This window comes from Dehalococcoidia bacterium, assembly GCA_021295915.1.
Taxonomy (GTDB): Bacteria; Chloroflexota; Dehalococcoidia; order Lucifugimonadales; family UBA1123; genus VXRN01.
In genome coordinates, this window is the sequence record JAGWBK010000004.1 from 44,867 (window position 1) to 67,016 (window position 22,150).

The window sequence follows — 22,150 nt, forward strand, 5'->3', positions numbered from 1 at the left end:
CTAGCCAAACGGGTTTGGCATCATCCCGACTGGGACCTCGATTAACGACGGGCGCTCGATTGTCAGCGACTCCGCCAGAGCAGCCTCTAGCTCGTCAGCTTCGTGTACACGGACGCCCCTAACGCCATAAGCATCTGCCAGCTTCATGAAGTCTGGGTTGTGGAGGTCCGCCCCTATAGAACGGCCGTCGAACTTTGTTACCTGGTCCCTAAGAACATTCCCATAGGCATTGTCGTTGAAGACCACCGCCACCGCATTGATGCCGTACTTGACGGCTGTGGACATCTCCTGCGACGCAAACATGAAACCGCCGTCGCCCGAAATAGCAACCACGGCCTTGTCTGGCATTGCCACTTTGGCTCCCAGGGCGACCGGATAAGCGTAGCCCAGGTTGCCGAAATACGAGCTAGTTAGATACGTTCGCGGCTCGTAAACAGGATAGTTGACCCGGCTGTAGTATCCGATTTGGGTCATGCCTGAAATCACAATTCCATCGTCTGGGACCGCGTTCCTGATCGCCAGTGTAAACGAGTGCTGCGGCTCGATCTTGGGAAGCGCGTCCAGACGCGCATTCTTGGCAGCCTCCAACTCGTCTCTTCTACTCTCCCTCGGATCAGATACGGCGTTCAGCGCCCTCAGCAGCTCTGCGAGTGTACGCTTAGCGTCTCCCACGACGCCGACAGTGTCTTCGTAGTTGCGACCTATTTCTTCTGGGTCTATGTCGATCTGCAGAACTTTCTGAGAGAAGATGTTCGGATAGGCATTTCGAGTGCCGACTGCGATCACCAGGTCGTGTTCAGCCATTCTTTCCGAGTAGGGATCGCCGCGGAAGCCCATCCCACCCAGCGCGAGGTAGTGCCGATCGGAGATCGCACCCTTGCCTTCGGAGGTCATCATCACCGGCGCCTGTAGGTATTCGGCGACTGCCGTGAGTTCCTCCGAGGCGTTGGAAGCTATCACCCCGCCACCAGCAAACAGGAGAGGATTCTTGGCCTGAGAGATCAGTCTGACCGCGCTGCTAACGTCCATGTCGGAGGGCGGACTCGCTGGGTACCCTTCGGGTTCGAACAGGTCAACGTTGGTTTGATCTTCGAGGGTCTCAGGGGGAATCTCGATCTCTACGGGCCGGGGACGGCCCGTCTTCAGATGTCGGAACGCCTCGTGCACGGCCGCCGGAATCTCGGCAGGATCCAGAATTCTGTGCGCCCACTTCGTCACCGGCTTGATCGTATCAATCTGGTCGTTGATCTCGTGAAGCGCTCCTCTGTCGACGCCGATGAGTTCGCGCTGTACCTGTCCGGCAACGACCAGTACGGGAGACGACGCCGAGTATGCTGTCCCGATCGCCGCGCTGGCATTCTGAAGGCCCGGACCCGGAACGACCATCGCCGTGCCAACACCACCGGATGCGCGAGCATAGCCGTCAGCCATGTAGGCCGTGGCCTGCTCGTGCCTCGTAGTTATGAACCTGATACCTGGCTCCTGGGCAAGTCCGTCCAGCGCGTGGTAAAGCTGTACACCGGGAAGCCCGAATATCACGCGGACGCCCTCCCTGTAGAGTGATCGTGCGAGGGCTTCACCCCCGGTCATAACAGGCATATTTTCTACAGTCTCCTATTTCGTGTTGGCGTTAAATCTGATTAGTAGAAACTAAACAACCGGTGTTATTTCATGACAAAGATAAGGGATAGACGTCGCCCTGAACCGTCGTTTCTGTAGGCAAGCCGAGTCCTGTAGAGGTGGTCACGAAGCTGATTAATTGCGTGTGGCCCTGAGGTTGTCATAGTCAGAGGCCGCGCGCTGCATGGCCTGGTCCCGCCGGCCTGCAAGCTCCTCACGGACGTCCTTTGCGTACTGCTGAGATGCCTTAAGGCTGTCGATCGAACCCTGGAAGTGTGGCATAACGTAGCGTGACATTAACTCGTAACTGTGTAGCACCTGCTCTCGTGTGCCGAACTCGGTCGCCTGAATCAGCAGACCACCGAATCCGTCTGTTGATTCGTCCATGCGATATATGAAGTCGATCAGGTCATCCGGAGTACCGACGCACCACGCTCCATTTTCAACCATCAGGTCTACTATCTTATCCTGCGGGCAGTCGGTAACAGGCGCCCCGAGAGTCTGCTCGAAGTATTCCCGCTGGAAACGGCCAGCACCGATTCGTGCCTGCTCGAGCGCCTCTTTCTTAGTATCGGCAAGGAAACTGACAACAACTAGCCGCCACTCGTTACGGTCCATTGTGTTTCCGTACTGCTCAGCAGTCTCTTCGGCGATCTTCCAGAAGTCCTTCATGTCGCGCGCGTAGGAACCTCCGCGTACTACGCTGACTGATAGTACTCCCAGTCCGTATTTGCCAGCTAGCACCATGCCAGAAGGCGATTGTGCTGCCGCAACTGCCATTGGGAAGTGCGGCTGAGTGTATGGTCTGAGATGCAGTCGTGCTTCACGCAGGGTGAACCAGGAACTCACATAGGTGATCGGATCGCGCTCGGTCAGGAGCCGCTTGATGATTCCCATCGACTCGTCCATGCGCTGACGCTGGTCCACAGGGTCGATTCCAAGCATATATGCATCGGTCGAAAGGGCCCCTGGGCCGACCCCCAGCATAGTCCTGCCGCGAGTCATATGGTCTAGCTGGACCATCCTGTTGGCAACCATAAGGGGGTGGTGATATGGCAGGCTGATGACACCGGTCCCGAGCTTGATGTGCTTCGTGCGCTCTGCCGCTGCCGCCATGAACAGCTCAGGAGAGGCTATCGTCTCCCACCCTGCGCTGTGGTGCTCTCCTATCCACGCCTCATCGAAGTCGAGGTAGTCCAACCACTCGATGAGCTCAAAGTCCCGCTCGTACGCGACAGTTGGGTTCTCATTCTGCCAGTGGAACGGAGCCATGAAGATTCCGAACTTCATGCGGTCGGGTAGAGCCATGAGGGATCCCTTCAGTGTGCGTCAGTTGGACAGGCCACGGAGCGTCCAGAAACGGCTCTGAACACTCGTGAGATTCTAGCACGGGCCCTACTCACGGGCAACGACGCAACTGTGTAGCAACCCGCTGTCCAACCAGAGTTACGTTGGGATGCTAAAGCGTCGCGGCGACGCTACCTCTTCAATCTAGCTCGGTGAGTGCCCTGGCATGCAAGTGGTCGACGTGATGGGACTCAGAGCACTCACCCGCAGACCGCTCCACTTGCAGGGTCGCATGGTGTATCCCAAATTCGTCCTCGACTAACCTACGAATTTCGCGCATTAGCACTTTATTGTCGCGGGGGTATTCCGGGTCGACGAGAATATGGGCGGCCAGGGCGTTGTAGCCTGACGTGATCGTCCAAGCATGTACATTATGAACAACCGTCACACCCTCTACATCTTCGATCCTGCTGCAAAGCCTGTACATATCTAGGCCCTCAGGCACACTTTCCAAGAGTACGTGAAACACCTTAAGAGCAAGGCGCCCAGCGCTGAACAGGATGAGACCTGCCAGGGCAATACTGAGGACATAGTCGACTACATCCCAGTCGAAAACCAACAGGATGATCCCTGACAGTAGCACGGCAACGCTTCCCATCATGTCAGCCATGATGTGCCAGAAGGCGCCCTCTACATTCAGGCTATGGCGAGAGGATTTGTACAGGATCCAGGCGGATATCGTATTAATGGCCAAGCCCAGGCAGGCTACGCCAAGCATGATCCATCCCTCGACATCGTGAGAATGCCCCTCGGCACTCTCACGGAAACCGTAATAGGCCTCGAAGAGAATCCAGCTCGCCAGCAATGTCAGCGCAACAGCGTTGACCATAACCACCAGGACTTCCATTCTGTGGTAGCCGAAGGTCCGAGATACCGTTGCTGGTCTCTCAGCGACCCACATGGCGAAAATTGCAAGTCCAATCGCAACGACATCGGTCATCATGTGGGTGGCGTGGGCAAGAAGTCCAAGGCTCCCAGATAGAATCCCACCGATCACTTCCACCACCATATGAAACCCGAGAAGCATAAGGACTACATACAGACTGCGCTTGCCTGTCTGTCTGAAATCGTGGGCATGATCGTGGTCGGAATGGTGATGAGTGGTGTTAACATGCGTGCCTGCTTGCTTGATCTGATACGTGGCCACTTTGCTTCTCCTCCAAAAGCGTTCGTGTACGCGTTCATGACATTCGGTAGAAATTCAACCGATGGTCGCCAGAAGTCTGTCGTCCCGCGATAAGGCCATAGATATAGTAACATTTATCCGAAACATAGCCTTATGCAATATTATTATATGCTAAGCCAATGGAGGTGCACAACCAATTTGTGGCTTCGTCCGCGGAATTAAGGAAGAATGCGGGTCTATCTATCTAACTTATGGCGCATATTCTGGGAAAGGCACCAAGTTGCCCGTGCACTAATCCACCTGTAAACTCCTACGGTGCATAAGGACAGGTGGTCTGGACAATGAAGATTACAGGTATAAAGACCAACATATTTTCCTCGCGGCACCATAACGCCAAGCGAAACTGGCTGATTCTCCGGCTGCAGACTGACGAGGGTTTGGAAGGCATTGGCGAGGCGTCGATGCTGTCATACGACCCAACGGTCTCCGATCTGCTCGAACGCTGGACCGAAGCCTATCTTGTAGGCAAAGACCCAATGGCCCATGAGCTCCACTGGATGCGAATGCACCAGGACAATGGAGGCAGGGGAGGGCGCCTCTTCTCGACAGCGCTATCCGGCATCGACATTGCTCTCTGGGACCTCAAGGGCAAGGCCTTGGGTGTACCCGTATACCAGTTGTTGGGAGGTCCTATCCGGGACAAGATACGTGTATACGCAAATGGCTGGTATACGAACCCGGGTACGCCGGAGCAGAACGCTGAGGAAGCCCTCCGGGTCGTCGACATGGGTTATACAGCAATGAAGTTCGATCCCTTCGGCCAGCACAACTACTACACGATCTCCCCCGAAGAAGCCCAGCTAGCGGAGGATCGTGTCGCCGCGGTCAGAGAGGCGGTCGGCCCTAACGTAGAGACACTTGTCGAAGTACACGCCAAGTTCAACGTCTACACAGCTGTCCACCTGGGACAGCGACTCGAAAAGTACAGGCCCTTCTGGTTTGAAGAGCCAGTCTCGCAGGAGAACGTTGGCGAAATGGCGCAGGTGCGCCAGAAGGTGAACATCCCAATCGCGACCGGTGAGCGCCTCTACCTGAAGTTCCCATTCTATGAGTTGGTAAAGGCGGACGCAGTCGACATCCTTCAGCCTGACATGTGCAACGCTGGCGGAATCACTGAGCTGAAGAAGATAGCCGCCATTGCTGAACCTCGTCATGTACTGATGGCGCCACACAACACCAACGCCGCTGTCGGCACGGTTGCCAGCTTCCACCTGGACGCAGCCACTCCCAACTTCCTCATCCAGGAGTATCACGCGGAGTTCTACGAGCCTCATTACTTCGAGGTATTCGACGGCCTACCCAGGCAGAGAGATGGGTACGTTGATCTTCCCACCGGTCCAGGACTTGGCCTAACATTCAACGAAGAGGTCGCCGACGCACATCCCTACATGCCACTGGGAATCGGAGAGCGAGGCATCTGACGCATGAAGATCCTCGGAATTGAAACATCCTGTGATGAGACCGCGGCTGCCGTCATCGAAGACGGTCGCAACATAGTCTCAAACGTCGTCGCAACCCAGGTCAAAATGCACGCCCAGTATGGCGGAATTGTGCCTGAAGTTGCGTCTCGGCAGCACATGCGCACGATCATTCCAGTAGTCGATCGCGCACTTGAAGAAGCGGGACTCGAAATGCACCAACTCGATGGTGTGGCCGTAACCCACGGGCCCGGTCTCGCGGGGGCTCTGCTTGTGGGAGTCAACACGGCAAAGGGGATGGCTCTGTCGCACGACCTGCCGTTCATTGGAGTAAACCACCTCGAGGGGCACGTATACGCCGCGTGGCTCGAGGACATTGTCGATCCTGAAACCAGACCAGGCTTCCCGATCCTGTGCCTTATCACCTCGGGTGGGCACACGGATCTGATCCTCATGGAGGGACACGGACAGTACCGTCTCATCGGGCGTACGAGAGACGATGCGGCAGGAGAGGCCTTCGACAAGGCTGCCAGGGTCCTGGGTCTCGGATTCCCCGGCGGGCCTGAAATCCAGCGAGTTGCAGAAGGCGCTGTCGGCCTCGAACCCGACCTGCCTCGTCCCAGGATCAGGAACTCCCTCGACTTCAGTTTCAGTGGTCTCAAGACTGCCGTACTTAGACGCGCCGAGCTAAAGGGCATGTATCCGCCCCCAGAAGACGAGGACCTAGACCCGACCGAGGTCTCAGAGGTCGCACACGCCTTCCAGGAAGCCATCGTGGACAGCATGGTGACGCGGACACTGGAGGCAGTGAAACAGCACAGCGTCAAGGGCATTATTCTTGGTGGTGGAGTCGCCGCCAATGCACAGCTGCGTAAGGAGATGACTGCCCGGTCGCCTATCGAGGTCATCGTTCCTCGTCCAGGGCTGTGCACAGATAACGGCGCCATGATAGGGGCTGCCGCCTACTTCACTCTCAGGAACGGAGTCTCTTACCAGTGGGACCTCGATGTGGTCCCAAGCCTGCGCCTCGGCTAGCGGGGAGCAAACGACGCCTGTCCTTCAGCATTCCTGAGGGACTTCAGTCGATATAACTCGTTGATCAAGTCTCGGATTTCATCCGACTCGTCTGCCGTCCTAAACGACCAGGCAATGGCCGAACCCCCTGTGCGGAACAGTGCTGCGGGTCCGCCAGAGAAGAAGATCCGGTTCACGACTAGGTAGACTCCCATTCCCAGTACCAAGAGGGGTACGATTACTTGCGCTATCTGGTTCTCAAGGATTCCGTAGAGGGCGACGCTGAGCACCACCGAGAGGCCCGCCCACAGGAAGGCTCCGTAACCTTCGGTCATTTCTACGAACTCGACCGTGTCAATGTCTTCCACTGAGGCCATGACGACGTCAGTTCCACTGCCGGTGCCCGCGACGTGAATTATCCTGTAGTTCGTGAGCAATAGTGAATCGGTGCCCCTGCCAGAGTTTCTTCCCCTCTGGGACCTGGCGCTGATGGATCTTTCGATCTTCTCTCCATCCATCAGTTCAAGCTGTTCAAAATGGTTCTCGTCCTGCTGCAAGCGAGGACCTCCTGCGTACAGTCGTTTCACCTGTATGGTAGCAGACGTCCTATATTGTTCTGTCGGAGTTCCAATAGACGATATGACAGTCCTGTGATAGTCTCAGGCTGGTTACAATCCGCCATGCGCGGACGCTAGAGGAGTCGTATGGAACGCCCGACATTCAAGCCAATCGGCACCCCTTCAGAGGAGCTCGATACTCCCGCCCTGGTCGTTGATCTTGATGCCCTGGACGCGAATGTAAGACTCGTTCACAGTGCCATCAGGGACAGTGGCGTCAGCATAAGGCCGAGGCTGGACTACCATCTCTGTCCCGCAATTGGACACATTCAACTTGGTGCTGCGGGAACGAGTGGAGTTGCGGTGTCCACACTTGGACAGGCGGAAGTGTTCAGTCAGCATGGCTTCAATGACATTCTTGTGACGAATCTCGTTGTGACTCGTTCAAAGTTGGCCCGGGCTGCGGCGTTGGGGCGTCGGATCAAACTGGCCGTTCTGGCGGATAGCTCGCATGGCGTCGATGAACTGTCCGAAGCGGCAACGTCGGCAGGTTCGAATCTGGGCGTCGCCGTGGCCGTCAGGACGGATGCCCCTACTTTAGGAGTGACTCCCGCGGATGCCGCTCCATTGGCTGCTCAAATCTCTGGATCCCCAAACTTGGACCTGGCGGGGCTTGTTGGCTCTTCCAACCTCGACCACCTGCTTGAGGCAGTCGACAATTGCAGGGCGTCCGGCATTAACGTACCCAAGGTAATTGCCGGGGGTTCGGCAACTTACGACTCAGATGCAGCATCTGGCGGAGTCACAGACGTTCTCGCAGGCTCGTACGCACTCAACGACAATTCGCTCGCCTCGCGCCGACCCGAGCTCCTGAAGGCCGTTCGCATTCTTGCCACCGTCGTCAGCAACAAGGACGATGGCCTGGTGTGGGTGGACGCTGGTCAGAAGGCCACAAGCATCGATACCGGACTGCCTGCGGTGGACAATGTAGACGGCGTGGCAGTGCCCAGGATGAGCGCCGAGCACGGGGCCATCGTGAACGAAGCCGGGGATCGCTGGGACCTGGACGTGGGTTCCAAGGTCTGGCTCGTCCCTCACGACGTCGCTAACACCGCCAACGTCTACGACTACATTCACGCAACAAGAGATGGCCGACTGGAGGCCATCTGGGAAGTCTCTGCCAGGGGACGCTACAACTGACACCTGACCGAAAGTAGCAGGGTGAAACCATGACCTCGTACATTCCAACACTGGGTACTCCGATTTCCGAGCTTGAGACACCCGCGCTCGTCCTTGACCTCGATGCTCTTGAGCACAACTACGAGTACATCGCGAGCCTCTACGCTGACACCGTGTGCAAGATGCGTGAGCACGCCAAGAACGTGAAGACTCCAGCGATTCTACGCAAGCAGATCGAGGCTGGTGGCACCGTTGGTGGAGTCTGTGCGGCCAAGGTGTCCGAGGCTGAAGTCATGGTCGAAGGCGGCATCACAGACATTCTCATCACGAGCCAAGCCGTGACTGAAGACAAGATCGCTCGCATCTGTTCTATGGCGCGCGCTGCTGACGTGAAGGTGGCTATTGACGACCCTCGTAACGTCCAGTTGATTTCGGATATCTCAAGCCGGTCTGGAACAGACGTCGGGCTTGTGATTGAGGTTAATACTTCGATGAACAGAGCGGGCATAAGGGGCCCTGATGAAGGCATCAACCTTGCCCGCATGGCCACTGACCTGCCTGGAGTCAACTTCAAGGGTGTCATGAGCCATCAGTCCATCACTGGTGAGCCGGATCGAGAGACTCGTTTCAGCCATGGTAGGCACTGGATGCAGGTGTGCGTAGATGCCAAGCGCGCAATTGAGGACGCGGGTTTCCCAGTTGAGATCGTGTCGACTGGAGAGACCTACACTATCGACGTCGCCCCTGAGATGCCTGAGGTTAACGAGGTGCAGGGCGGTACCTACGCCCTTATGAACACAACCAGCGCCTATATGGAAGAATTCCAATTCGCCGGAAAGGTACTGTCTACGGTTGTGAGCCGGCCAGACGGCAACACAGTTATCGGGGATGTAGGCTATCGCGCTTTGGCAGCACCAAACGGCGTCTTGCCGTCGGTTGAGAACGAGCCTTGCGTCTCTGTCGAGTCCCTCGCACCTGATCACATCGTTCTGAAGTCCGACGGACAGATGCCGCTGAATGTGGGCGACCAGTTCCTTCTCCTGAGTGCCCAGCAGGACATCCTTGTTAACCGTTGGGACCAGTTCATCGGGATTCGCAATGGAGTCGTCGAGGACGTCTGGCCAATACTGGCAAGAGGCTGCCACCACTAGGGTCGCAGGATTCCAATTTGTCTGAGAGGCAGGTCGAGGTGGCTTGCCTTGTTACTCCTCTGTCACGATGCCTATACTTGGAGTGACCTTTGCCTCAATTCTAGTGGCGAAGGATTAGGCCATTTTAGTACCCAGGAGGTTGACCGGTGAAGGTAGGGATTATCAACGTGACCGGATACGCCGGCATGGAGTTGGCGCGCATTCTGCACCGCCACCCCGAAGTTGAGATCACGGCTGCCACCGGTCGAAGCCAGGCTGGAAAGCGACTCGGGGAGGTCTTCCCGCACCTGTCCGCCTGTGATGTCGAGATAACACCGGATATCACAGAGAGTGTTGACTTCGTCTTCTCTGCGCTTCCACATGCTGCTAGCGCGGAGAGACTGGAGCCGTTCATAGACGAAGGCGTCAAGACCGTCGACATCTCTGCCGATTTCCGGTTGAAGGACCTCGAAGAATACACTGGATGGTACAAGATTACCCATCCGTGCCCAGAGTACGTCGAGACTGCCGTGTACGGTCTGACGGAACTGCACCGTGATGAGATTGCACAGAGCAATCTCGTCGGCAATCCGGGCTGCTATCCGTCCGCCGCAATCCTGGCCATGGCGCCTGCTGTTGAAGCAGGCATCATAGACGGGGATGTCGTCGTAGACGCCAAGTCCGGGGTTTCTGGAGCGGGCAGAGGCGGCTCGGTCGACCTCAACTTCTCAGAGGTCAACGAGAACTTCAAGGCCTACAACCTCGACGGTCATCGTCACCACCCTGAAATCACCCAGGAGCTCGGTGAACTGAATGGTGGCTCGGACCTTAGACTTACATTTCTGACTCACCTTGTGCCCATGACACGCGGCATTCTCGTCAGTTGCTACGCTCCCCTGAAGTCCGGGGCCGTACCTGGAGGAGAAGAGGGTAGGGCGGCTGTACGCGACGTCTACAACGATTTCTACGACGGTGAGCCGTTCGCCAAGGTAGTTCCACAGGCGCCGCAGACCAAGCACACTTCAGGGAATAACGACTGCGTCATCTTCCCTACAGTCGACCTGCGAGCCGATCGTCTGATCGTCATCGCGTGCCTCGACAACCTCGTGAAGGGTGCGGCGGGTGGTGCCGTTCAGAACATGAACGTGATGTGCGGGTTCGATGAGACCGCAGGTCTTGAGCAGCTGGCCCTCTATCCTTAATTGACACGGTCAGTGGGCTCACCTAACATGAAATAGAGGTCGTGCTAGGCGGGGAGATAGCGGTGCCCTGTACTCGCAATCCGCTCTAGCGAGGCTGAATTCCTCCCAGAGGTTCTGTACCGTCGGCCACTGTCGGCGAGCTTCGATGTTGAGAGCTGGGCCCCATGCGGCGGAGAGCTGTGAACCCCGTCAGATTCGGAAGAAAGCAGCGGTAAGCGGTAATCTCCGGGCGACGTGGGACTACCTGGCTTGAGTCGGGCCCGCCCGATATGTCGGCGGAAGGGATCGACGGGTGGTGCACGACCCTTCAAACCAATTCTTCACGCCATCACTGAAGGCTCTCTATGCCGACTCAGCGCAACACTTTGAGACGAGCATCAGACGGCCACAGTCGATTGGGCCAGAATTTCCTTACTGATCGCAATGTCGCTCGACGTATAGTTGCCGCAGCCGCAATCGAACCCGATGATGAGGTGCTGGAGATCGGCCCAGGCCGTGGTGCACTCACCAAACTGCTCGTTGAGAAGGCGTCGCGGGTCGTTGCAGTTGAGCTCGACGATGTTCTCGCAAGAGAGCTCCCCCCACGAGTCGGAAACTCTGATGCGCTGACAGTCGTGCAACAGGACGCTCTCGAATTCGAGCCGTCGCTCCACTTTCACGGCCCCTTCAAGCTAGTGGCAAACCTTCCCTATTACGTAGCCACGCCACTTGTCCGGCGATTTCTGGCCCTCCAACAAAGGCCCAGTGAACTCATCGTCATGGTACAGAGAGAAGTAGCCGACAATATGACCGCCAGACCCGGGCGGATGGGCCTGCTTTCCGTCATGGTGCAACTCTACGTTTCAGCGAGGATCCTGTTCTCAGTGCCACCGAAGGCCTTCCGCCCTCGACCCAGGGTCGCTTCGGCCGTCGTCAGTCTGGAGCCCCGAATGGATCTCGCAGTTCCCGTGGATGACGCAGACGACTTCATCTCTTTCGTGGCCGCCGGCTTCCGTGCTCCTCGAAAGCAGATACACAACAGCTTGAAGCTGGGACTACAGGCGCAAACTCAGACCGTTTCGTGTGCGCTCTCCAGTGCCAGCATCGGGGGCAGTAGACGACCAGCGACCCTCAGCCTACCCGAGTGGGGAGACCTCTATGTGGCTTGGCAAGAACAGGCCGTCACGGTTATTCCCGAATGCTGACCCTCCAGGCTAGAGCCAAGCTAAATCTCACTCTTGAGGTCCTCGGTAAGAGACCTGACGGCTATCACGAGACAGCGTCTATTGTGCAGACCCTCGAACTGGCCGATACAGTAACTGTCGAGCCCTGTGACAGTCTGATAGTGACGTGTTCGGCGCCCGACCTCGACAATGAGTCCAACCTGTCCTGGAAAGCCGCAGACCTTCTTCGTCGGGAATATGGCGTCGCAACCGGCGCCCGTATCTCCATTGAGAAGCATATCCCGGAGTCAGCAGGTCTGGGAGGTGGTAGCGCCGACGCCGCGACGACTATGGTGGGCCTTAACTCGCTGTGGGGCCTCGGGCTGTCTCCCGACCAATTACGAGCTCTCGCGGCCGAACTCGGCTCGGATGTGCCATTCCTGGTGGACGGCGGAACAGCGATTGCACTCGGACGGGGAGAGAGAATCCGGTCGCTTCCCACTGCTCCCTTACCGTGGTTCGTATTCGCACTTCCTGCGTCCACGAGACGGGATAAGACTGCCTTCATGTACAAGTCCATCACAGAGGAGAACTACACCCGAGGTGGACTTACAAGGAAGCTGGAAGCCCGCATACGTAGCAAAGGGGACATTCCCGCACAGTTCCTGTTCAACGCATTCGACACGGTCGCAAGAGAAGTTGAGCCGGACGTTGGGCGGTGCTGGTCAGATATGTACGCGGCAGGCGCACGTGAGATTCACGTAGCTGGCAGTGGCCCAACGGTGTACGCCGCTGTCGAACGCAAGGAGGTAGCAACCGCAGTCCACCTTGTCATGGAGAGGATCAAAGGCTGGCCGTCGATCATCTCCAGAGCATGGCCCGACGTTGAGTCAGGCTGATGTCATTCCTCGTCGCAGGCCTTGCCACAGGGGCTCTGATGGCCCAGACCTTTGTCATGATTGGATGTCTGACGGCCTTCTTCCTCCTGAAGAATCCACCTCCGAACCTCCAGCAAACACTATCCAAGTACACGCCGGGGACTATCGTGCTCGGTATGGTAGCTGCCGCCTACCCTCTGTGGGGGATCATCGGCGTATTGATGTCGTTTCTTTTCATTGCTTTCCAAAACGGCTTTCCAGGTGGCGGTCTCGGAAGTGCAAATCTTGTTTACACCTGTGGCGTCGCCCTGGCGGCTGTAGCGCTGGCTGCACCCATCATATTCTTGCTGAAAGGCGTCCGAATCGGCATCAGCTGCCTTGTTGTTTCAGCTGTACTAATTTACGGATGGCTCCTACCCCTGCTGGCAACCTAGACGGTCACTGGGCTAATATCCACTGACCACAGTAGGGAGCAGGAAAGCATAGCATCGACCTCCTCAACACCGACTCAATCCGACCAGTGGGTAGCAATAGACCTGGAGACTACTGGGCTGTCGGCCTCTCGCGATGCCATCATCGAGATCGGAGCTGTCCGGTTCGATCGTGAGCGAACGATTGACGAGTTCCAAACACTCGTCAACCCGAGCCGCGAACTGCCGCAGTTCATTCAGGACCTCACAGGCATTACGCAGGCTCAGGTAGACTCTGCCCCTGCGTTCACTCGGATAGCTGACGATTTACGGCGATTCGCGGCAGGTGCTACTCCCGTTGCCCATAACGCAGGATTCGACCTCGGCTTCCTTGCGCAAAACGGCATCGAATTGGGCAGTCGTTTCTGCGACACGTTCGAACTTGCATACCTGGTCCGACCTGCGGCGAAGGGCTACTCTCTACCCCAATTGGCCAGACAACTCTCCATAAACTCGGGACGCTCCCATAGGGCATTGGACGACGCGCATACTGCTCGTGAGGTGTTCCTGGCGCTATTGCCGGAACTGGCCCGGCTCGACCCGGTACTGCTAGCTGAGTTTAGGCGCCTCTCGAGGGAGACGGATTGGAACATCGGTGCCCTACTGGATGCCGCCGAAGACACCGTCGACCTTCATCTCACCTCGCTGACTTCGACAGCCATTGGCGGATTAGACTCCAGAGAGCTTCGGACAAGGCTTTCCCGCCCGCCTCCAATTCAGTCAGAGGAAGACGAACACGCCATAGATCCGGCTACTGTTGCCGAAGCCCTCTCGGATGGAAGCTCATTCTCTGACTCAATTCCCAGTTTCGAGCAGAGAGATGAGCAGATCGAGATGGCGGCAGCAATTGCCGACACTATCAATCGCGGTGGACGGCTGATGGTAGAGGCCGGCACCGGTGTCGGCAAGTCATTGGCCTACCTGCTTCCTGCCGCTCTGTACGCGACCAGGAATGGGAAGCGCGTTGTCGTGTCTACAAACACCATCAACTTGCAGGAGCAGCTGGTTAACAAAGACCTGCCAATGGTGAAGGAGGCGCTTGGGTCGATAGATCCAGGTGCAGCGGATGAGTTTAGATTCTCGTCCCTCAAAGGCCGGGCGAACTATCTGTGCTTCAAGCGCTGGGAAAGAGAGCGACGGGCGTCAAATCTCGATGAAGCTCGCGCAATGATGATCGCCAAGACCACTGGATGGGTAGCGACAACCGAAACTGGGGACCGTGCGGAGTTAAATATTGGGCCCCCTCAGTTCGCATCTGCGTGGAACGCGATGTCCGCACAGCGAGCGTTTGAGTGCCCGGTCCGGGCTGGCGGACCATGCTTCCTACAGGCCGCGAGGAGTAACGCGGAAGCTTCTCACGTGGTGGTTGTTAACCACTCGCTTCTGATTTCCGATCTGGTCTCGGGAGGAAGTGCCATCCCCGAGTACGACATTCTGATTATCGATGAGGCCCATCACCTGGAAGATGTGGCAACCGATCAGCTTACTTTTACGTTTGGACAAAGCGACATTGACGAGATTTTCTCGGACCTGTTGACTGAAGGCGGAGTGCTGGTACGAGTTCAGTCAGCGCTGACTGACAGCGAGATGAGTGATGGCGACCGGGATGTCGCTGAGAGGAATCTCCAGCGCGTGCAGGCCGCATCCCCACGCCTGAGAGATGAGATGCGAAGCCTGCTGAGGACTGTAGGCTCAGTGCTTGCTCCGACCCAGGGGGAACAACAGTCTCAGTACGACAGCCGGGTGCGCATCCTGCAGGTAACACGTGATGCGCCCGAATGGGAGGCTGTCCTTCAACTCTGGGACAATGTTTCTGTATTGCACTCAGAGGTGTCACCCAGCCTTTCAGAGATCTCCGAATCAGTTAGGCTGAACGTACCCGACACTACAGGTGCCAAAGATGCGCTGCTCTCCGATCTGGTGCAAGTACAGATTGGGCTGACTCGTTTCTCCGACAAGGTGGGTGAAATGATCAGCGAACCAGAGGAGGGAGGCATCTACTGGGTCAATTTCAGGCGCCAGTCTTCTGAAGTGACCCTCAACTCTGCTCCTTTGGAAGTTGGCCCCGACCTGCAGGCGAAACTGTACGACGAAAAACGCGCCATCGTAATGACAAGCGCTACCATGAGTACGGACGGTAGTCTCGACCACTCTGCGGACCGGCTGGGATTCGAGCAATCGAGTCACCTGCTGCTGGGATCACCGTTCAACTACTCGGAGCTTGCGCTCCTCCTTACTCCTCCCTCGCTGCCTCACCCCAATTCACCTCAATTTCAACATGCGGTCGAGAATGCGATATTGGAGGCTGCGACAGCCGCGCAGGGCAGCACCATGGCGCTATTCACTTCCCATGGGGCACTGAGAACTACTGCCCGCTCAATTCGCCCTGAGCTTGAGTCGCTTGACATTCAGGTCCTGTCCCAGGGCATGGATGGCCCACCGCAGATGCTGTCTGAGTGGTTTCTTGAGGAGCCGAGGTCTGTTTTGCTGGGAACATCCAGCTTCTGGCAGGGCGTGGACTTCGCGGGTGACTCACTTACCGTTCTGATAATTGCGAGGCTTCCCTTTACGGTTCCTTCCGACCCAATCTTTCAGGCACGTTCCGAGCAATATGGTGACCAAGCCTTCACGAAGTACGCAGTCCCTCAGGCGATCCTCAAGTTCAGGCAGGGATTCGGGAGGCTGATTCGATCCTCTACTGATAGGGGCGTTGCGATTGTCCTGGACTCACGACTCACCGGTTCAAGGTACGGAACTCGATTCATAAATTCGCTGCCCAAGATGACGGTTACGAACGGCAAAGGGCAGGGGACACAGGCAGTTGTAAAGCGCTGGTTGGAATACACAGGATGACAATGGACTGGAATACCATCACGCCGTCAGGGCCGTTTGATCTCGCAATGACCATGGAGTGCGGTCAGGCATTCAGGTGGAAGCAGGTGTCGACTCCCGAACTGGGTGACCACTTCGAAGGAGTAATCTTCGGAAACCTCGTTCGCGCCAAACAGGAGGGTTCAAAGATTCTGTTCGCGTCTGAACCCAATCATCCGTCGACATTCAGGCCAATCCTGGAAGACTATCTGGGCCTCAACCACGATCTTGACGCCATCTACTCAGAACTTTCCCGGGACTCCGTCCTGGCTCCACTCATCGAAAAGTACCCAGGCCTTCGAATTCTCCGGCAGGACCCGTGGGAATGCCTGATCAGCTTCATTTGTAGTGCGAACAACAACATCAAGCGGATTTCCCAAAACGTTGAGGACATCTCAAACACATTCGGCGGCAGAGTTCCCGTCTCCGGTGGTGAAGATCGCTGGTCTTTCCCCTCCGAGGATGCACTTGCCGCCGCAGGGGAGCAGGCTTTCAGGGATCTGAAAATCGGTTACAAGGCCGAGTACATCGACAGGACGGCTCAGATCGTTGCAAATGGGCAGATCGACCTCTTCTCGCTGCGCGAGGCCTCATTCGATGAGGCCCTCGAGGCGGTCATAGGTCTACCCGGGGTCGCGGACAAGATCGGCAACTGTGTCACGCTGTTCTCGCTCGACAAGCTCGAGTCATTTCCGGTCGACGTCCATATCCTGCGAGCTGTTGAGCGCGAGTATGCTCCCAGAATCGACGGAAAACCGCTCACCAAGAAGCGGATGCGTGAGTGGGCCCAGGACCGGTTTGGCCCGCATGCTGGATACGCCAACCAGTACCTTTTCTTTGACGATTTGCTGGAAGGCAGGCAGTCCTGACCTCTGTTGAATGGGGCTGAAACCGTGTGCTATCCTACCGCCTACCGGGGAGTGGCGCAGCTTGGTAGCGCACCTGCATGGGGTGCAGGGGGTCGCTGGTTCTCCCTTTGCCACGTGAGCGATCGCTGATTGCGATTGCCCTCTCATGATGAGCATGTAGCACCCTACCTCTGACTTCCTAATTCTCCCGTTGTGCTAGGATACGCCCCAGTTTCCGAATCTCCTCACGCCTACTGCATTCAGCAACGTGGAGGTCAACGATGGCAGTTCGATCGGGTAGTGAATTCCTGAAGGGACTTCAAGACGATCGAGAGATCTGGTTGGAGGGCGAACGGGTAGAGGACGTCACTACACATCCCAAACTCGGACGAATGGCCGCAACGCTAGCTCGCCTCTACGACCTCCAGCACGCCCCCGGGACTCGAGACTTGATGTCCTTCGAGTCGCCCGACACCGGTGACCCGATCTCGCTTTCATACATGATTCCGGAGACCGTCGATGACCTCGTCAAACGCAGAGGCGCGTTCGAAGTCACAGCCCGCGAGTCATTCGGGATGCTCGGTCGCACGCCCGACTACTGCAACATCATCATCACCGGAATGCGTCAGATGGCCGACGTGTACGGTGAGAACGACCCGCAGTACACCGAGAATGTCATCAACTACTACAAGTACGTCAGCGAGAACGATCTCTGTCTAACGCACACTTTCGGCCACCCGCAGACGAATCGCTCAGTAGACATCAGCGAGCTGGACGACCCCTACATCGCGCTCGGCGTGGTAGATGTGACGAACCAGGGGGTAATCGTGAGAGGGGCCAAGCTGCTGGCGACCCTCGCCCCATTCTCAGACGAGATAATTGCTCCTATCTACAGGCCCCTCCGTCCAGATCTTCCAGACTCCGCTCGCTACGCAATCGGATTCGCGATCCCGGTCGCCACTCCCGGCCTCAAGTTCGTCTGTCGCGAGTCCTACGACCGGGGTCACTCGTCATACGACTACCCACTGTCCGGCCGCTTCGACGAGATGGACTGCATGGCACTGTTCGACAACGTGCTCATCCCTTGGGACCGGGTCTTCGCGTTCAATGACGTTGAGTTGGGCAACAGGAACCTGGGCCGCGTCCTCCTCTGGCGCCAGTACATGCAGCAGGTTTCAGTCAAGAATATCGCCAAGCTCGACTTCATGCTGGGCATTACGTACAAGATCGCCGAGGCAATCGGCATCAACATCTACAGCCACGTGCAGGAGAAGATTTCCGAGATCGTCGACATACGCGCGACCGTTAACTCGTACATGAGGGCTGCCGAGGCCGATGCTGCTCCAATTCGTGGGCTCGGAATCTGGCCAGCCGCCGAGCCGTGGCACGCAATGCGTCACTGGTTCCCGGACGCTCACACCCGGATCGTCTGGATCATCGAACAGCTCTCGGCCAGTGGTCTTATGCTCACTCCGACCCAGAGCGATGTTGAAGGACCCATCGCCGACCTGATCGCCAAGTACTACCAGGGTGCGACTGTGGAGGCCAACGACAGGATCAAGCTGTTCCGGCTGGCGTGGGATCTTGTAGGCACGCAGTTCGGCTCACGCCAGGCCCTCTACGAGCGCTTCTTCAACGGTGACGTAGTCATTCTGAGGCAGCGAAGGTACGCTGGGTACGACTACTCAGAAGCATTGGCGTCCGTTGACCGTTTCTTCGAGATGGCAGATAACGAGAGCTAGGTACTAGAGTGCCTACTCCTCGATGGCGGACTCTATGAACTCCACCGACGCGGGTCTTTCCCACTGGTCGAGCTCAACAGAGGCGACGTCGATACGCCAGTCTGACCAAGGTACTTCTGTGTCTTGTAGGAACTGCTGACACGCCACGATCAGTCGTCGCGACTTCTCTCCTATAACGGTTTCGGCAGGGGTGACAAAGGCCCTTGACCGCCTGGCACGAACTTCCACGAAGACCAGCGTCTCTCCAGACATTGCGACTAGATCAACTTCCCCGAAGCGAGTCCTGAAGTTGCGCGTGATGACGGTCATCCCTCTGTCTTCCAGCGCCTCCGCAGCAAATGATTCTGCTGCCCTGCCAACCTGAGTCGTGCCGAGCGCGGGACCCATCTGGGGAGCCTGATTTAGGGGCCTGAAGCTCATCCTGTGTTCGGCACAGGGACCGAATTGCCGAATCGCGTCCAAGTGGCGCTGCGTCCCGTAGCCCTTGTGCGACTCAAAACCGAAATCAGGGTAGTCCTCACTTATCCTCCCCATCAGCGTGTCCCGCTCCACCTTTGCGACGATCGATGCAGCTGCGATACTGAGCGACTTGCTATCGCCCCTTATGATGGACTTCTGGGGCAAGTTGATAGAATGCAGCGAGAGTGCGTCGATGAGCAGGCTGTCAGCACTGGGACTGAGCCTCGACAGTGCACGACGCATGGCGAGCCGGGTTGACGGCACGATCCCGATTCGATCTATCTCAGCGGGAGACGTCCATCCCGTCGAGTGTGCCAGAGCAGACTCTACGATGACTTCGTAGGCATCCTCACGCTGCCTTGCAGACAGTTGCTTACTGTTTCGGACGACATCAGTCAGGGATGGGTGTGGATTCAAGGGAAGAATGACAGCCCCGGCTGTTACAGGCCCTGCTAGGCAGCCTCGACCGACTTCGTCCAGGCCAGCGACGTGCCTGTATCCCTGGCGGTGAAACTGCGCCTCGAACTCTACGTCGGGCCCTGGGGAGGTCCCCCTCACCTCACGTCGACTCTAATTGTCGAGCCCGCGCTGGATCCCCCGGATGAACGCCACGTGGCCCACATGCTGACTCTCTTCGACCAGCAGGTGGCTGAACATGTCGGCCAGCGAGTACTCTGGCCTGCGGGGATGGGGCTTCAATGCAAGGTCGGACTCGGTGATCGAGTCCAGGAACTTGTAGGTCTCGACCCTAACAGCGTCGTAGTAGGTCAGCATCTGGTCCATGTCGAACTTTGGGAAATCCACGACCTGTTCGATAGTGTATCCGAAGCCGCTCTCCCTCTCGGGGAGTCCCAGGTTTCCGTACCAGTTGTCCCTCTGCCAGACCGTCGTTGCCTGTTGGGCGAACCTTTGAATGAAGTCGTCCTCGACCCTTGCCATATGCCACACGATGAAATCGATGTGGTTCGATTCCGGAGTGGCCTGGAACCGCCTCTCTTCTTCTCTTAGCCCGTCAAGTTGCTTCTTCAACTCTTCTAGGTACTCGTCGTATCCGAGGCGGATCAGGTCTTTGAAGTCCAAACGCTTCTCCCTTAGGCTACAGCCGCTTCAACTGGTGCTTCGATCTCTATGTACCCGCCGCCCAGAATACTTCCGCCGTCATAGAAGACTACAGCCTGCCCTGGTGTTACAGCCCTCTGCGGCTGATGGAACTCCACCTTGGCGGAATCTGGCGAGAGAGGCGTTATGGTGGCAGGCGAAGGATCGGCCTTGTATCGAATCTTGGCCTCAACTTCGATGGACCCGTCCGGCAAGCTCCCTGAAACATAAGTCACACGGGATGCCCAGAGGGTAGTGCTCATCAGGTCCTCTTGAGATCCCAACACGACCTCATTGGAATCAGCATTAATCCTCGTCACGTACATCGGCTTCTCGGTACTGCCGCGAAGTCCAAGACCTCTGCGCTGACCGATCGTAAAGAACTGGATCCCAGGATGTGTCCCCAGTACCTCTCCCCGCATGGACACAAGGTTCCCCGGTCGGGGCTTCACCCTGTCGGATACGAACTTACGGTAGTTGTCATCAGGTATGAAACAAATCTCCTGGCTATCGGGCTTGTTCGCTACGGTGAGGCCAGCCTCCTCGGCCATCTCACGGATCACATCCTTCCTGAACTCTCCAACTGGGAGGAGGAGCTTCTGAAGCTCAGGCTGCCCCAGGGTGAACAGCACGTATGACTGGTCCTTCGAACCGTCTATTCCCTTCAGCAGCGATCTTCGTCCATCCGCGTCGGTCCTTACCCGGCCGTAGTGACCTGTCGCAATATAGTCTGCCTCCAGGAACGTTGCGCGACGCAGCAGGAAATCGAACTTGATCTTGTCATTGCACGCCAGGCAGGGGTGTGGAGTACGACCCCTGTCATACTCCTGCACGAAGTAGTCGATAACGTGCTGCTGGAACTCCTTTTCGAAGTTCAGGAAGTAGTGGGGTACTCCGATCTCGTGACAGACCCTGCGCGCGTCCTCCACGTCTTCCACGGAGCAGCATCGCCTTTGAGACGCAGGTACATCGTCACGCTCTACTCCCCACAGCCGCATCGTGACACCGACGACATCATATCCCTGACGATGCAACAGCAAAGCGGCGACTGAAGAGTCGACGCCTCCGCTCATTGCGACTATAACCTTACCTTTGCTCATGAATCCAAGCCTAGCACAGCGTCTTTTCGCCATTCAATTGACCGTGACTTTAAGCGGCCAATATAATGCCGCCATGACTGAGACTACTATGGTGGACGCCCGGGCCCTTGCTGAGACCGCGTTTGATATAGCGGACGAAAAGCAGGCATCGAACATTGTGCTTCTCGACGTGAGGGAAGCCTGCGACTACGCTGACTACACCGTCATTATGACGGCTGAGTCCACACGCCAGCTGCGCTCTATGGTTGATGACGTGGAACAAGGCATGAAGAAAGCGGGAGCGTTCCTCCACCACGTGGAAGGCACCCATAACAGCGGATGGATCCTAATGGACTACGGCGATGTGCTGGTCCATCTCATGGGCCCCGAAGAGCGGGACTTCTACGGCCTTGAGACCGTATGGGCCATGTCGCGCCAGATTAGGGTTATTCCGTGATCCAGGGGTCTGTGGCCCTGGAATAGTCGACCAGATCCGCCTCGTCGAAGAACAGGGCTACTTCACGTGCCGCCGACTCCACTGAGTCAGAGCCGTGTACGAGGTTCCGGCCGATGTCGATACCGAAGTCGCCCCTGACCGTCCCGGGAGGCGATTCCGCCGGATTTGTCGCACCCATCGTCTTTCTGACGATCCCGACGGCACCGTTTCCCTGCACAGCCAAGGCCACTATCGGCCCTGACGTTATGAAGGACACCAGGCCCTCGAAGAAGGGCTTGCCGACATGCTCACCATAGTGCTGATTCGCAAGCACTTGCGACACCTGCATGAGTTTCATGCCGGTAATCTTAAGACCGGTCTTCTCAAGTCTGTTTACGATCTCGCCAATGAGCCCTCTCTGGACTGCGTCTGGCTTTAGTAGCACGAGTGTGGTTTCCAATTAACGTCCTTCTA

At 57.0% G+C, this 22,150-nt stretch carries 20 protein-coding genes and 1 other RNA gene; 13 read left to right on the plus strand and 8 right to left on the minus strand.

Going from position 1 to position 22,150, the window contains the following annotated elements; genetic code table 11:
- The 3 genes from J4G14_02245 to J4G14_02255 all read right to left on the minus strand — a co-directional run bounded on the left by J4G14_02245 (position 1) and on the right by J4G14_02255 (position 4,114).
- Positions 1-1,599 (minus strand): thiamine pyrophosphate-binding protein, encoded by a 1,599-nt coding sequence (locus J4G14_02245; protein ID MCE2456625.1) that lies wholly within the window; start codon positions 1,597-1,599, stop codon positions 1-3.
- Between the two features lie 156 nt (positions 1,600-1,755).
- Positions 1,756-2,928, minus strand: coding sequence for an LLM class flavin-dependent oxidoreductase (locus tag J4G14_02250; GenBank protein MCE2456626.1), 1,173 nt, complete (start codon positions 2,926-2,928; stop codon positions 1,756-1,758).
- A gap of 178 nt (positions 2,929-3,106) precedes the next feature.
- Complete coding sequence (locus tag J4G14_02255; GenBank protein ID MCE2456627.1) at positions 3,107-4,114, minus strand: cation transporter; 1,008 nt, start codon at positions 4,112-4,114, stop codon at positions 3,107-3,109.
- 320 nt (positions 4,115-4,434) lie between these two features.
- Between J4G14_02255 and J4G14_02260 the strand changes: the two genes are divergently transcribed.
- The gene (locus J4G14_02260; GenBank protein ID MCE2456628.1) at positions 4,435-5,574 is read left to right on the plus strand and encodes a mandelate racemase/muconate lactonizing enzyme family protein; all 1,140 of its coding nucleotides are present in this window, start codon (positions 4,435-4,437) and stop codon (positions 5,572-5,574) included.
- Between the two features lie 3 nt (positions 5,575-5,577).
- Positions 5,578-6,606 carry a tRNA (adenosine(37)-N6)-threonylcarbamoyltransferase complex transferase subunit TsaD gene (gene tsaD / locus J4G14_02265; protein ID MCE2456629.1) on the plus strand — a complete coding sequence of 343 codons (1,029 nt, stop codon included), beginning with the start codon at positions 5,578-5,580 and terminating at the stop codon, positions 6,604-6,606.
- On the opposite strand, the gene J4G14_02270 is transcribed toward tsaD, so the two are convergent.
- Positions 6,603-7,142 carry a hypothetical protein gene (locus J4G14_02270; GenBank protein ID MCE2456630.1) on the minus strand — a complete coding sequence of 180 codons (540 nt, stop codon included), beginning with the start codon at positions 7,140-7,142 and terminating at the stop codon, positions 6,603-6,605. The genes tsaD and J4G14_02270 overlap by 4 nt on opposite strands.
- 147 nt (positions 7,143-7,289) lie before the next feature.
- On the opposite strand from J4G14_02270, the gene J4G14_02275 reads away from it, so the two are divergent.
- The 10 genes from J4G14_02275 to hpaB all read left to right on the plus strand — a co-directional run bounded on the left by J4G14_02275 (position 7,290) and on the right by hpaB (position 18,604).
- The gene (locus J4G14_02275) at positions 7,290-8,342 is read left to right on the plus strand and encodes an alanine racemase (protein ID MCE2456631.1); all 1,053 of its coding nucleotides are present in this window, start codon (positions 7,290-7,292) and stop codon (positions 8,340-8,342) included.
- Between the two features lie 29 nt (positions 8,343-8,371).
- Positions 8,372-9,472, plus strand: a complete 1,101-nt coding sequence (locus J4G14_02280; GenBank protein ID MCE2456632.1) for an alanine racemase — start codon at positions 8,372-8,374, stop codon at positions 9,470-9,472.
- A 185-nt stretch (positions 9,473-9,657) separates the two neighbouring features.
- Positions 9,658-10,653, plus strand: a complete 996-nt coding sequence (locus J4G14_02285; GenBank protein MCE2456633.1) for an N-acetyl-gamma-glutamyl-phosphate reductase — start codon at positions 9,658-9,660, stop codon at positions 10,651-10,653.
- Between the two features lie 39 nt (positions 10,654-10,692).
- Positions 10,693-10,956: signal recognition particle sRNA large type (ffs, locus tag J4G14_02290), an RNA gene on the plus strand.
- A 41-nt stretch (positions 10,957-10,997) separates the two neighbouring features.
- Positions 10,998-11,837: a ribosomal RNA small subunit methyltransferase A gene (gene rsmA, locus J4G14_02295; protein MCE2456634.1), complete on the plus strand. Its 840-nt coding sequence runs from the start codon at positions 10,998-11,000 to the stop codon at positions 11,835-11,837.
- Positions 11,831-12,694 carry a 4-(cytidine 5'-diphospho)-2-C-methyl-D-erythritol kinase gene (ispE, locus tag J4G14_02300; protein ID MCE2456635.1) on the plus strand — a complete coding sequence of 288 codons (864 nt, stop codon included), beginning with the start codon at positions 11,831-11,833 and terminating at the stop codon, positions 12,692-12,694. Before rsmA ends, ispE begins: the two co-directional genes overlap by 7 nt.
- Positions 12,694-13,107 (plus strand): hypothetical protein, encoded by a 414-nt coding sequence (locus J4G14_02305; GenBank protein ID MCE2456636.1) that lies wholly within the window; start codon positions 12,694-12,696, stop codon positions 13,105-13,107. Before ispE ends, J4G14_02305 begins: the two co-directional genes overlap by 1 nt.
- 510 nt (positions 13,108-13,617) lie before the next feature.
- On the plus strand, positions 13,618-15,996 hold the full coding sequence (locus J4G14_02310; protein ID MCE2456637.1) for a DEAD/DEAH box helicase: 2,379 nt from the start codon (positions 13,618-13,620) through the stop codon (positions 15,994-15,996).
- 2 nt (positions 15,997-15,998) lie between these two features.
- Positions 15,999-16,883, plus strand: coding sequence for a hypothetical protein (locus tag J4G14_02315; protein ID MCE2456638.1), 885 nt, complete (start codon positions 15,999-16,001; stop codon positions 16,881-16,883).
- Positions 16,884-17,143: 260 nt separating this feature from the next.
- Positions 17,144-18,604: a 4-hydroxyphenylacetate 3-monooxygenase, oxygenase component gene (gene hpaB / locus J4G14_02320; GenBank protein ID MCE2456639.1), complete on the plus strand. Its 1,461-nt coding sequence runs from the start codon at positions 17,144-17,146 to the stop codon at positions 18,602-18,604.
- A gap of 12 nt (positions 18,605-18,616) precedes the next feature.
- On the opposite strand, the gene J4G14_02325 is transcribed toward hpaB, so the two are convergent.
- The 3 genes from J4G14_02325 to mnmA are packed head-to-tail and all read right to left on the minus strand — an operon-like array spanning position 18,617 to position 21,261.
- Entirely contained in the window at positions 18,617-19,621 is a 1,005-nt protein-coding gene (locus J4G14_02325) for a ribonuclease HII (GenBank protein MCE2456640.1), read from the minus strand.
- Positions 19,622-19,633: 12 nt separating this feature from the next.
- Positions 19,634-20,143 (minus strand): DUF664 domain-containing protein, encoded by a 510-nt coding sequence (locus tag J4G14_02330; GenBank protein MCE2456641.1) that lies wholly within the window; start codon positions 20,141-20,143, stop codon positions 19,634-19,636.
- Between the two features lie 11 nt (positions 20,144-20,154).
- Positions 20,155-21,261, minus strand: a complete 1,107-nt coding sequence (gene mnmA, locus J4G14_02335) for a tRNA 2-thiouridine(34) synthase MnmA (protein MCE2456642.1) — start codon at positions 21,259-21,261, stop codon at positions 20,155-20,157.
- A 73-nt stretch (positions 21,262-21,334) separates the two neighbouring features.
- Between mnmA and rsfS the strand changes: the two genes are divergently transcribed.
- Positions 21,335-21,697, plus strand: coding sequence for a ribosome silencing factor (rsfS, locus tag J4G14_02340; protein ID MCE2456643.1), 363 nt, complete (start codon positions 21,335-21,337; stop codon positions 21,695-21,697).
- On the opposite strand, the gene ndk is transcribed toward rsfS, so the two are convergent.
- Positions 21,687-22,136, minus strand: a complete 450-nt coding sequence (ndk, locus tag J4G14_02345) for a nucleoside-diphosphate kinase (GenBank protein MCE2456644.1) — start codon at positions 22,134-22,136, stop codon at positions 21,687-21,689. The genes rsfS and ndk overlap by 11 nt on opposite strands.
- Positions 22,137-22,150: the final 14 nt, after the last annotated feature.